Origin of the sequence: Streptomyces sp. 796.1 (genome assembly GCF_047525675.1) — a bacterium.
Classification (GTDB): Bacteria; Actinomycetota; Actinomycetes; order Streptomycetales; family Streptomycetaceae; genus Streptomyces.
The window spans coordinates 19,979-32,857 of record NZ_JBLIWA010000063.1; the positions used below are offsets into that span (position 1 = coordinate 19,979).

Below are 12,879 nucleotides of genomic sequence, written 5' to 3' on the forward strand. Positions count from 1 at the left end.
GCCGCGCGGGTTCCACTCGCTGAGCACCGTGCGCCGCTCGTCAGCGGTGAGCTGCGGCAGCCGGTTGATCGGGGTGTCGGGGCTGGTCAGGGCCGCGTCGAGCAGGCTGACCAGGCGGCCGGCGAGCGCGGCGGCCGTGGCCCGGTCGAAGAGGTCGGCGCTGTAGTTGAGGGCGCCGGTCAGCCGCCCGTCCCCGGCGTGGTCGGTGAAGCCGACGATGAGGTCGAACTTGGCGGTGTCGGTCTCGCGCAGCCCGAACTCCACCGCGACGCCCTCGGCGACGAACGGCGCCGGCGTACGGTTCTGGTACGTCAGCATCACCTGGAAGAGCGGGTTGGCCGCCGGCGAGCGGTCCGGGTTGAGCTCTTCGACGACCCGCTCGAAGGGCACCTGGGCGTGGTCGAAGGCGTCCAGCGTGGTGCGCCGCACCCGGTCTAGGAGCGTGCCGAAGGTGGGGTTGCCACTCAGGTCGGTGCGGAGCACCAGGGTGTTGACGAAGAAGCCGACCAACTCCTCCGTCCTGCGGTCGTCGCGGCCCGCCGTGGGCACCCCGAGCGGCAGGTCATCGCCGGCGCCGACGGCGTGCAGGAGTACGGCGACGCCCGCCTGGGCCACCATGAACGGCGTGACCCCGCGCACCGCGGCCAGCTCGCGCAGCGCCCGCGTCGTCCGCTCCGACAGCGCGAACGGCACGAACCCGCCGCGTCCGCTGGGCACCGCGGGCCGCGGCCGGTCGGCCGGCAGTTCGATGACGCGCGGCGCATCGGCCAACTTCTCGCGCCAGTATTGGAGTTGCCGGTCCCAGGACGGTCCGGCCAGCAGGTCGAGCTGCCAGCCGGCGTAGTCCGCGTACTGCACCGGCAGCGGCGCGTACTGCGGGGCCCGGCCGGCGCGGCGGGCGGCGTACGCGGTGGCCAGGTCCCGCAGCAGCGGGTCCACGGAGCCCTCGTCGGCGGCGATGTGGTGCAGCAGGAGCAGCACCGACCAGGTGCCGTCGCCGTGCAGCGCACTCACCCGCAGCGGGAACTCGGCCGCCAGGTCGAAGGGGCGCCCGGCCAGCGCGTCGAGGACCGTTTCCCGATCCTCTTCGGTGACCGCGCGGGTGGTGAACGGCGGCTGCCAGTCGGTCGCGACGCGCTGGTACGGCTGCCCGTCGGCGGTCTCGGCGAAGACGGTGCGCAGCACCTCGTGCCGGCCCATCAGGTCGTGCACGGCGTCCCGCAGCGCGGCCGGGTCCACCTCGCCGCGCAGGGTCAGCACGTACGGCAGGTGGTAGCCGGCGCCCGGGGCCAGCCGGTGCAGGAACCACAGCCGGCGTTGGGCCGGGGACAGCGGCGGGTGTACGGGCCTGGCGCCGGCGGCCAGTTCCGGCACGGCCGGCCGGTCGGCGGCGGCCAGCGCGGCCAGCGCCTGGACGGTCGGCGCGTCGAAGACCGCCCGCACCGACAGGTCGAGCCCCGCCGCACGCGCCCTGGCCACCAGCCGGGCGGCGAGCAGCGAGTGGCCGCCGACGGCGAAGAAGTCGTCGTCGGCCCCGACCCGCGGCACCTGGAGGACCTCGGCGAACAGTCCGGCCAGCAACTCCTCGCGCTGACCGCTCGGCGCGCGTCCCGCCGGCGCGTCGAACTCCGGTGCGGGCAGCGCCGCGCGGTCCAGCTTGCCGTTGGGGGTGCGCGGCAGCTCGGGGAGCGGCACCAGCAGCGCGGGGACCAGGTGGTCGGGGAGCCTGCGGGCCAGGGCCGTACGCAGCGCGTCGAGCGCGGCCGGGTCGGCGGGCGCGACCACGTAGCCGACCAGGCGGGTGCCGCCGGCGCCGGCGGCGGCGACCACCGCGGCGTCCCGCACCCCGGACTCGGCCCGCAGCGCGGCCTCCACCTCGCCCGGCTCGACCCGGTGGCCGCGGATCTTGACCTGCTGGTCGGCGCGGCCGACCAGCTCAAGGGTGCCGTCCGGGCGCTGCCTGGCCAGGTCGCCGGTGCGGTACATGCGCGCGCCCGCGCCCGCGAAGGGGTCGGCGACGAAGCGTTCGGCGGTGAGCGCGGTGCGCCCCAGGTAGCCGGTGGCGACGCCGGCGCCGGCGAGGTAGAGCTCGCCGGTGAGCCCGTCCTGGACCGGGTTCAGGGCCCGGTCCAGGACGTAGGCGCGGGTGTTCCACAGCGGTCGCCCGACCGGTGGGGCCGCCGTGTCGGCCGGCCCGATCTCGGCGCTGGTGGACCAGATGGTGGTCTCGGTCGGCCCGTACAGGTTCACCACCCGGCCGCCGTGCGCGCCGAGCGCCGCGGCCAGGTCGGGCGGCAGCGCCTCACCGCCGGTGAGCACGTGCAGCCCGTGCAGTGCGCCCGGGTCCGCCTCGTACAGCGCCCGCCACAGCGAGGGCGTGGCCTGGGCGACGGTCGCGCCCGAGGTGCGCAGCAGCCGGCCGAGGAGCAGCGGGTCGCGCACCTCGGCGCGGCTGGCCACGATGACGGTGCCGCCGCTGACCAGGGGCGCGAAGAGTTCGAGTACGGAGATGTCGAAGCCGACCGTGGTCACCGCGAGCAGCCGCGCCCCGTCGGCGAGCGCCGGATCGGTGCCCAGGCAGGCGAGGAAGTTGGCGACGGCGCCGCGCGGCACGACCACGCCCTTGGGCCGGCCGGTGGAGCCCGAGGTGTAGATGACGTACGCGGGCTGCTCCGGGTGCGCGGCGCGCGGGCGCGCCAGCGGTTCCGCGGCGGCCAGCAGCGCGGCGGTGGCCGCGTCGTCGAGCACGACCGGCCCGGCGGCGGGCCCGGCTCCCTCCGTGCCCTCGCCCCCTGCGGGGGCCTCGGCGGCGGCGAGCACCGGTGCGGTGGCCCGGTCGGTGACCAGGTGGGCCGGCGTCGCGTCGGCGAGCATGTACGCGATCCGCTCCGCGGGGAAGTCCGGGTCCAGTGGCAGGTAGGCGGCGCCGGTGCGGGCCACCGCGAGGAGCGTCACCAGGAGGTCGACGCCGCGCGGCAGCAACACGCCGACCAGGTCGCCGGGGCCGGCGCCGCGCGCGGCCAACAGCCCCGCCAACCTGGCTGCCCTGGCGTCGAGTTCACGGTAGTCCAGCCGGTCGGGCCCGGCCTCGCAGGCCGGGCGGTCGGGGGTGGCCGCGGCCTGGGCGGCCACGAGTTCGGCGATGCCGGCCGGGGCGATCGGGTGGCTGTCGCCGCCGGGGGCCGCGAGCAGCCGGCGCCGTTCGGCTGCGCCGATCAGGTCCACCGTGGCGACGGGCGCGTCGGGGTCGGCGGTGACCGCGTCGAGCAGCCGCAGCAGCGCGGCCACGATCCGCTGCACGTCCGCTGCGGCGAACAGGTCGGCCGCGTACTCGACCTGCCCGTGCGCCGTGCCGGCGGCCGGGTCCTCGGAGAGGGTGAACTGGAGGTCGAACTTGGCCGTGCCGGTCGACACCAGCTCGGGACGCCCGTACTGGCCGGGGAACCCCTCGCCGGCCCCGCCCGCCGTGGCGTCGGCGGCGGCGAACTCCTCGCGCACCGCGAGCAGCACCTGGAAGAGCGGGCTCAGCCCGTGCCCGCGGGCCGGGTTGAGCTCTTCCACGACCCGCTCGAAGGGCAGTTCCTGGTGCGCCATGGCCGCCAGGTCCACCTCCCTGACCTGCGCGAGCAGGGCGCGGAAGGTGGGGGTGCCGGACAGGTCGGCGCGGAGTACGAGGGTGTTGATGAAGAAGCCGACGAGATCGGTCAGGGCGGCGTCGGTGCGGCCTGCGACCGGAACGCCGATGGTGATGTCGTCGCCGGCGCCGAGCCGGGAGAGCGTTGCGGCCAGCGCGGCGTGCACCACCATGAAGGTGCTGCACCTGGTCTCCAGCGCGAGCCCCCGCACCCGCGCGAAGACGTCGTCGGCCACGGCGAAGCGCAGCACCTCGCCCCGTCCGCTCGGCTGCTGGGCCGGCGGCCCGGCCCACGGCAGGGCGAGCCGTTCGGGCACGCCGGCCAACTGGGTGCGCCAGTGGGCGAGCGCGGCGGCCTCCCGCTCGGCCGCGCCGGCCCGCTGCCACAGCGTGTAGTCGACGTAGCTCACCGGTAGCGGGGCCAGCGCCGGTGCCGTGCCCGCCAGCCGGGCCCGGTAGGCGGCGGCCAGGTCGCGCAGGAGCGGCGGCAGGGACCACTCGTCGCCGGCGATGTGGTGCAGGACCAGGAGCAGTGCGTGCCGGTCCGGGGCGAGCGTGAACAGGTGGGCGCGCAGCGGCAGTTCCCGTTCGATGGCGAAGGGTTGGCGCGCCGCGGCGGCGATCGCCGCGTCCACCTCGTGCTCCTCCACCGCGTGCGCGGTGAGTTCCACCGTGGCCTGGGCGGTGGGCAGCACCTGCTGCACCGGCTCGCCGTCGCCGTCAGCGGGGACGGGGAAGAGGGTGCGCAGCACCTCGTGCCGGTCGAGCAGGTCGTGCAGGGCGGTGCGCAGCGCCTGCTGGTCGACCGGCCCCGACAGGTGCAGGGCGAGGGGCACGTTGTAGGTGGGGGTCGCGCCGTCCGCCTGGTAGAGGAACCACAGCCGGCGCTGGCCGGGCGAGAGCGGCAGCCGGGCCGGGCGCGGTTGCCGGGTCAGCGGCGCCCGCCGGGTGCGGGCCCGCTCCATCGCGCGGGCGAGCGCGGTCACCGTGGGGTGGTCGAACAGGGCCCGTACCGGCAGTTCCACACCGGTCGCGGTGCGCAGCGCGGCCACCACCCGGGCGGCGGTGAGCGAGTGGCCGCCGGCGGCGAAGAAGTCGTCGTCGACCCCCACTTCGGGCACCCGCAGCGCCTGCGCGAACAGCGTGGCCAACAGCCGCTCGGCCGCGCCGGCCGGCGCCCTGCCACCGCGCGCACCACGCCGCCCGGGCGCCGGCAGCGCGGCCCGGTCGAGCTTCCCGTTGGGCGTGCGGGGCAGCGCGGCCAGCACCACGAGGGCCTCCGGCACGGCGTAGTCGGGCAGCGTGCCGGCGAGGTGGGCGCGGAGCAGGGCGGCGGTGTCGGGCGCGGCGTGCGGGGCCTGTTCGTGGGTGGTTGCTTGGTCGGTCGTGACGCGGGCCGTGGGGCCGGCGGCCGGGCCGGTCGTGAGGTCGGCCGCGGGATCGGCCACGGGACCGGCCGGGGAGTCGGTCGGCTGCCCGTCCGGGGCCAGTACGCAGTACGCCACCAGCGCCAGCGCCCCCGGTCCGTCCACCGCCGGGTCCCCCGCCGTCTCCCAGGACCTGGCCACCACGGCGGCCTCGCGCACCCGCGGGTGGCTGAGCAGGGCCGCTTCGACCTCGCCGGGTTCGATGCGGTGGCCGCGGACCTTGAGCTGCTGGTCCACCCGGCCGCGCAGGTCAACCGTGCCGTCGGCGTTCCAGCGGGCCAGGTCGCCGGTGCGGTACATGCGGGTGCCCGCGGGCCCGAAGGGGTCGGCGACGAAGCGTTCGGCGCTCAGCCCGGGCCGGCCCAGGTAGCCGAGCGCGACGCCGGCGCCGGCGATGTACAGCTCCCCCACCGCGCCCGGCGGCACCGGGTGGAGCGCCGCGTCGAGCACGTACAGCCTGGTGTTCCACAGCGGTCGGCCGACGTGCGGTGCGCTAAGCGCCGCGGATTCGATGCAGGGGGTGGCGCTCACGGTGCCGGCCGTGGACCAGATGGTGGTCTCCGTCGGCCCGTACAGGTTGACCACCCCGGCGCCGAGCCCGGCCAGCCGGTCGGCGAGGTCGGGGGCCAGCGGTTCGCCGCCGGTGAGCACCTTGACGCCGGTCAGCGCCTCGGGCACGGCGTCCGTGAGCACCCGCCACAGCGAGGGCGTGGCCTGCATGACGGTGGGCCCGGCCGCATCGATCAGGTCGCGCAGCAGGAACGGGTCGCGCACCTGCTCGGCGCTGGCCAGCAGCACCGTGCCGCCGGCCAGCAGCGGGGTGAACAGCTCCAGGGCGGCGATGTCGAAGGAGACGGTGGTGACCGCGAGCAGCCGGTCCTCGGCGGTGAGGCCGAGTTCGTGCCGCGCGGCGGCGAGCAGGTTGGCCAGCGCCCGGCGCGGCACGGCCACGCCCTTGGGCCGGCCGGTGGAACCCGAGGTGTAGATGACGTACGCGGGGTGCTCGCCGTGCACGCCCGGGCGGTACGGAGCGCACGGGGCGGCACTCGCCGTCGGGCCCGGGGCGCCCGCGCCACCCACCGTCGCCTCGGGAGCACCTGCCGTCTCAGGCACACCCTCCCCGTCAGGCGCACTCGCCGCCACGTCGGCGTCACCCACCACGGCCTCATCCACCGCGTACGCCGCGTCCGCGTCTCCCGGAGTGAGGACCGTCCACGGTCCGGCGGCCACCGCCGCGGCGCACTCGGGGGTGGTCGCCGCGGCGTCGGTCAGTACCGCGATCGGCGCCGCGTCGCGCAGCATGTGGCCGACGCGCTCGCCCGGGTACGTCGGGTCGACGGGGACGTAACCCGCGCCGCTGCGCGCCACCGCGAGCAGCGCCACCACCAGGTCGACGGTGCGCGGCAGGGCGACGGCGACCAGGCGCCCTGCGCCCGCGCCGTGCGCGGCCAGCGCGCGGCTGAGCCGGGTCACCCGGCGGTCGAGTTCGCCGTAGTCGAGCGTCTGGCCCGCGGCGTCGCGTACGGCCACCGCGTCCGGTCGGCGCGCGGCGTGGTCGGCGACGGCCGCATCGAGGTCGGCTCCCGGCTGGCCGCCGGCGCCCGGTGCGTTGAAGTCGGTGAGCACGCGCCGCCGTTCGGCCGCCCCGAGCACCCCGAGCGCTCCGGTGGGCGCCGTGGCGTCGGCGTCCCCGAGGCGGGCCAGCAGGTCGGTGAACCGGTCGCCGTGCGCGGCGAGGTCGGCGGCCGAGTACAGCGCGGGGTTGCCGTCCACGGTGAGCGCGAGCCCGTCGGCGCCCGGCAGCCCGCTGACGGTGAAGGTCAGGTCGTCCACGGCGCCGGCCGACAGGTAGTGCACGGTGCCGGTGACGGCGCCGAGCCGCAGGGCCGGCGGGAACGGCTTGATGTTGATCTGCGGCCCGACCAGCCGCCGGCCGGCGCCGAACAGGCCGAGATCGCGCCGGAGTTGTTCGCCCCGGTAGCGCTGGTGGCGGCGTTGCCGGCGGAGCAGTTCGGTCACCGACCGCACCTGGGCGGCGAGCGGGGCGCGCTCGGTGACGGCGATGCGCAGCGGTACGACGTTGACGGCGGTGGCCGGCACCCGGGCCAACGGGGTGCCGGTGCGGTTCATGACCGGCAGGCCGAGCACGACGTCGTCGGTGCCGCCGAGCCTGGCCAGGTAGAGGGCGCTGGCGACGAAGACCGCCTCCGGCCAGGAGGCGCGGCACGCCTTCGCGAACCGTTCCAGGGCGGTGGCCCGCTCCGCGTTGAGCCGGGTGTGGTGCCGGATGAAGGTGTGCGAGGGGCCGGCGGTGCGGGCGCCGAGGCCGCTGGCCTGCGGCCGGTCGGCGAGCAGCGCGTGCCAGAAGGCGGCGTCGGCCCGCTCGTCCGCGGAGCCCGCGTAGGCCAGGTCGGCGGCGACCGCGTCCCGGATCGACCCGAACGGGCTGGGGCTGGGCTCGGCGCCGGCGGCCAGCGCCTGGTACACCTCGGCGACCCGCTGGGCCAGTTGGAAGAAGCCGTAGCCGTCGAGCAGGATGTGGTGGCAGCGGTGGTACCACAGCCAGCGCTGTTCACCCACCCGCAGCAGTGCGTGCCGCACCAGCACGCCGCTCTCCAGGTCGACCGGGACGGCCCGGTCGCCGTCCATCCACGCGGCGGCCACCGCGTCCGGGTCCGCCTCGCCGCGCAGGTCGATCCGCAGCGGCGGCTCCGGTGGCGCGCCCCCGACCTCCTGCCACACTTCCTCGGCTACGTCCGCGCCCGCCGCTGCTCCACCTTGCTGACCTACCGTCAACTCCGCTGAATCTGCGCCTGGTTCGACACCCACTGCACCCTGGGCCGCCGCCTCCGGCCCCCGTACGAAGCGCACCGCGAGCCCGTCCGCCTCGGCGATGGTGCGCTCCAGCGCCGTGAGGAACGCCTGCTCGTCCAGCGGTCCGGTCAGCTCCACGTACTCCGCCGTCAGGTAGGCGGGGCTGGCCGGGTCGAGTTGTTGGGCGGACCAGAGTCCGAGCTGTGCTGCGGTGAGCGGCAGGCGGTCGGCGCGGCGTGGACTCATGCGGAATCTCCCAGCGGTACAGCTCGTACGGCCATGACGGAACGGGGATGGAGTGGCGCGCGGGCGGGCGCGGGCCGCGCGGGGGCGCGCCCGCCCGGTGGCGTGCGACGGAGGGCGTGGCACCGGGCGGGGACCCGGGCCACCTGGGTGGGCGGGGTGCGCTAGTGGCTGGAGCCGTGGCCGGCCCCGGCGCCGGGCGCGGCCCCGTGCCCGGGCGGCGCGGCGGCCAGCACCTCGGGCGGCATGATCACGAAGGGGCGCATCATCATCATGTCTTCGTGTTCGTAGATGTGGCAGTGGTGCATGAAGCGGCCGGCGGGGCCGGTGAACTCGGCGGCCACGTTGACCATTTCACCGGGTCCCAGGCTGACGACGTCCTTGGGCCCGTGCTCGCCCGGGGTCAGCGTGCCGCTGCGCTTGCGCTTGAGGGGCGACTTGGTGCCGGCGCCGTAGCCGCCGCCGGGCAGTTCGAAGTACTCGAAGGTGCTGACGTCGTAGTGGTCGCGGCCGAGCGCCTGGAAGGCGACGGCGTGCAGGTGCATCGGGTGCGGGTAGCTGCCTTCGGACTTCTCCAGGCTGAGGAAGCTCCAGCGCTCGGTGGCGCCGGCGGGCACGGTGAACTGCACGGGGTCGTTGAAGGTGGAGGCGGTGCGCCGGTAGGTGTGCACGGTGCCGTCCGGGTGCTCGAACTGGACCACCCCGTCGATGGGGAAGGGCCCGTCGGGCGCCTTGATGCGCTCCATCTCCCACAGCTCCGGGTCCTTCGGGTAGACCGGGGTGAGCATCACCATGCGCTGCGTGGCGTCGGCCACGTCCGCCTCGTTGCGCCGCCGGTAGGACGGCGAGATGGTGGCGGTGGGCGCGGGCGGCTTCGCCCCGCCGTGGGTGGCGCGCGAGGCGACCCGGAACTCCATCATCTCGGCCCTGATCCCGGGCTCGGGGAAGGCGTTGACCAGCCGCAGCCTGCGCCCGCGCAGGGCGCGGAAGTCCACCAAGAGGTCGGCGCGTTCGGCCGGGGTGAGGACGATGCCGTCCGCCAGCGGTACGGGCTTCGGCAACAGTCCCGCGTCCCCGCCGATCTGGAGGAAGGCGCCGGCGGGCAGCGGCTGGTTGTCCTCGTCGAGGATGCGCAGGTGGTAGGGCCGGTTGTTGGCGGCGTTCAGCGCCCGGAACCTGTACCAGCGGGCCGAGACCTCAAGGTGTGGCCAGATCACGCCGTTGACCAGGGTGAACGGGCCGGTGAAGGGGCGGACCAGCTCGTAGGGGTCGTCGATGACGACGATGCCCTTGTAGAGCAGTCCGCCGGTGAGTTCGCCGCTCTCGTCGGCGTCGAGGTTGCGGTCGTAGAAGACGAGCGGGATCTCCTCGTCGCCGGCCGGCAGGTCGAGGTCGTCCTCCTCGTCGTCGCGGATCAGGTACGTGCCGGCGCCGAGCCCCGTCATCACGTTCAGGTGCGTGATGTGCATGGCGTGGTCGTGGTACCAGAAGTGGCCGGCCGGCTGGTCGTTGGGGTATTCGGCGAGTTGGGCGTGGCCGGGGGCGATGGCGTTCTCCGCCCAGCCGTCGTTGCCGCCGCCGGTGACCGCGCCGTGCAGGTGCACCACGGCCCACGGCGGGAGCGCAGCGACCTCAGGACGCGGCAGCCCGCCCTCGCGGCCCGGCCGGTCCCACATCAGCGGCCGGTCGGGGTCGTAGGCGAACGGGACCCGCACCGCGGTCAGCGGGAAGGCGCCGCTCAGGTGGTTCTCCCAGGCGACCCGCAGCCGCCGGCCGCGCCGCACCTCGATGGTGGGCCCGAGGTGGCTGCCGCCGTAGGTCCACAGGTGGGTGGCGGGCAGTTGGCGGTGCAGCCGCACCCGGGCCCGCTCCAGCGGCAGCGTGAGGCTGCCGCGTGGTCGCAGCACGCGCGGGATCGGCAGCGGGTCGAGGAAGGGCCGCAGCATCTTAGCGGCTGCCGCGGCCCGGGTGGCCTGGCTGGCCCGGATGCCCACCGGGCGCTGGACCGGCAGGTTCGGCAGGTCCCGGACCGGGGTGCCGAGCGCCGCGGTCATCAGGTCGGGTCGCGGCCCTGCGGCCCGGGCGGGACTGGCGCCCGGCACGGCGGCGGCGACCCCGAGGGCGAGGCCGCCGACCGCCCCCGCGCCGGCGATGAAGTGGCGTCTGCCCAGGCCGTTGCGGGGCGGTGGCAGCGGTCTCATGAGGGGTCGTCAGCCATGCTCGCGATGAGGCTCTTGGGCCGCAGGTCGGTCCAGTGCTGCTCGATGTAGTCCAGGCACGCCTGCCGGGTGTCCTCGGGGTGGACGACGGTCCAACCCTCAGGTACGTCAACGAAGTTGGGCCACAGCGAGTGCTGGCCCTCGTCGTTGGCGAGCACCAGGTACACGCCGTCCTCGTCCTCGAACGGATTGCTCACAACAGCCTCCCGAGTTTTCCGGGGCACAACGCCCCGGACCTGCTATTTAGGTAAGCCTAACCTTACTTTTCGATCTACATCAAGGGCCCCGGGAGGACGGCTGCCCCACAGCGCCGACCGACTAGCGCTGCCCCTCGCCGCGCCGGCTGAAGAGCACCCAGGCGAGATAGAGCCCGCCCAGCACCGCGGTGGTCACTCCCACCGGCAGTTGGCTGTTGCGCTGCCCCTCGTCGACCACCGCGAGCCAGGACACCCGGTCCCCCAACCAACCCAGGCAGGCGAAGAATTGATTGGACGCCAGGTGTGCGGCCGAGAGCAGGGCGGCGCCGGTCACCCCGGCCGCGGCGATGCTCACCCCGGGCGAGCGGGTCAGCCGGGCGGCGATCTGCGGCGCGGCGAGCGCCACGAACGGCACCGGGCCCGCACTCGCCACCGCGACCCCGCACAGCGCGACACCAAGCACCGTCAGCGTCGTCCTGGCCCGGTCCACCGGGAGCCCGAGCCCACTGGCCAACTCGTCCCCGAGCTCCAGCATCCGCAACTGCCGCCCGAGCAGGGCCGCCGCGGGCAACAGCACCACCAGCGCGACCGCCATCGTCTGCACCGACCCCCAGGTGCGCCCGTTGAGCGTCCCGATGAGCCAGATGTGGGCGTTCTGTGCGCTGTTGAGGGTGGACCGGGTGAGCAGGTAGGAGTTGACCGACCCGAGCATCGCGGTCACCCCGAGCCCGATCAGCACCAGCCGCACTCCGTGCACCCCGCCCTTGCTGGCCAGCAGGTACACCACCAGCGCGGTCAGCAGCCCGCCGGCGATGGCCCCGGTGGCCACCTGCGCCGCACTGCCGCCGACGGCCACGATGACCACGATCGCCCCGGTGGCCGCACCGCTGTTGAAGCCGATGACGTCGGGACTGGCCAACGGATTGCGCGACAGGCTCTGGAAGATCGCCCCACTCACCCCGAGCGCGGCCCCCACCAGCAGCGCGAGCAGCGCCTGCGGCAGCCGCTCCTGGTTGACGAAGTGCACCGCCAGCCGCTCACCGGTGCCGAAGAACAGCGCCCGCGCCACATCGGGCAGGGCCACCGGGTAGGCCCCCACGCACAGGCTGACGGTCAGCAACACCGCACTGACCGCGAGCCCGACGGCACACACCCAGGCGGTACGCGGATGGGTACGGAAGGAGATGCGGCCGGCCCACAGGCTCACCGGCCGGGTGCCGGCGCCCCGCACCGCCCGCTCCCCCGCCGCCCGCGCCCCGGCGCCGGGCCGGTGCTCGGTCATCGTCACAACGACACCTCCTTGCGGCGCCGCACCATGGCGATGAACACCGGCGCCCCGATCACCGCGGTCACCGCGCCCACCTCCAACTCACCCCGCGGCAGCACCACCCGACCCACGATGTCGGCGGTCAGCAGCAGGCACGGGGCGAGCAGCATCGAGTACGGCAGCACCCAGCGCAGGTCGGGCCCCGTGCACCAGCGCGCCACCAGCGGGATCACCAGCCCCACGAAGCCGATCGGGCCGGCGGCTGCGGTGGCCGTACCGGTGAGCAGGGTCACCGCCACCACGCCGAGCAGCCGCGTCCTGGCGATCTTCGCGCCGAGCGCCCGCCCGAGGTCGTCGCCGAGCGCCAGCGCGTTCAGCGGCCGGGCCAACAACACCGCGATCACCAGCCCCACCAGCACGAACGGCAGCATCTGCGGCACCAGTTCGGAAGGGCGCCCGGCGAGCGAGCCGACCATCCAAAAGCGCAGGTAGTCATAGGTGGCGGCGTCGAAGACGGTCAGCCCCGCGATCAGCCCGCTCAGGCTGGCGCTGATCGCGGCGCCGGCGAGGGCCAGCCGCACCGGCGAGGCGCCACCGCGTCCCGACGCGCCGAGCACGTACACCACGACCGTGGTCACCGCGGCCCCCGCGAAGGAGAACCAGACCAGCGTCGGATAGCCGCTGACGCCCACCACGCCGAGCCCGAAGACCACGGCGGCCGACGCCCCCGCGTTGACCCCGAGCAACCCGGGGTCGGCCAGCGGGTTGCGGGTCAGCGACTGCATGATGGCCCCGGCCGCGCCGAGCCCGGCGCCGGCCATCAGCCCCACCAGGGTGCGCGGCAGCCGCAGCTCCCTGATCACCTCGGTGGTGTACGAGCCGTCGTCCGACCACAGCGCCCGCCACACCTCGGGCAGCGAGGTGTCCTTCGTACCGACCCAGGTACTCAGCACGACCAGCGACAACAGCAGTCCGGTCAGGACGAGTAAGCCGCCGCCGCGCAGCGCGGTGCGGCCGGCGCCGCCCGCGGGCGCGCCCTCCCGGCCGGCCGCGCTACCCGGTCGCCCGCCGCCCGGGC

General features: G+C 75.4%; 5 protein-coding genes (1 of these 5 running past the window's edge). All 5 read right to left on the reverse strand.

All coding sequences use genetic code 11. The features are described from left to right. Window positions 1–8,121, reverse strand: partial view of an amino acid adenylation domain-containing protein gene (locus ACMA1D_RS29955; RefSeq protein ID WP_414727129.1) — the 5' portion only. It extends 10,548 nt beyond the left edge of the window; the window shows 8,121 of its 18,669 coding nt (coding positions 1–8,121); its start codon is at window positions 8,119–8,121; its stop codon lies beyond the left edge, outside the window. A 161-nt stretch (window positions 8,122–8,282) separates the two neighbouring features. Then, window positions 8,283–10,319, reverse strand: a complete 2,037-nt coding sequence (locus ACMA1D_RS29960; protein ID WP_414727130.1) for a multicopper oxidase family protein — start codon at window positions 10,317–10,319, stop codon at window positions 8,283–8,285. After that, complete coding sequence (locus tag ACMA1D_RS29965; RefSeq protein WP_349996428.1) at window positions 10,316–10,534, reverse strand: MbtH family protein; 219 nt, start codon at window positions 10,532–10,534, stop codon at window positions 10,316–10,318. The genes ACMA1D_RS29960 and ACMA1D_RS29965 overlap by 4 nt, the downstream gene beginning before the upstream one ends. A gap of 121 nt (window positions 10,535–10,655) precedes the next feature. Further along, window positions 10,656–11,822: a FecCD family ABC transporter permease gene (locus tag ACMA1D_RS29970; RefSeq protein WP_414727131.1), complete on the reverse strand. Its 1,167-nt coding sequence runs from the start codon at window positions 11,820–11,822 to the stop codon at window positions 10,656–10,658. Beyond that, window positions 11,819–12,879, reverse strand: a 1,061-nt coding sequence (locus ACMA1D_RS29975) for a FecCD family ABC transporter permease (RefSeq protein ID WP_414727132.1), incomplete at its 5' end; no start/stop codon positions are given. The genes ACMA1D_RS29970 and ACMA1D_RS29975, both read right to left, overlap by 4 nt.

What these genes read in the sequence shown, in the direction of transcription:
- ACMA1D_RS29960 (WP_414727130.1), bottom strand. Translation starts at nt 10,319, where the DNA reads ATGAGACCGCTGCCACCGCCCCGCAACGGCCTGGGCAGACGCCACTTC.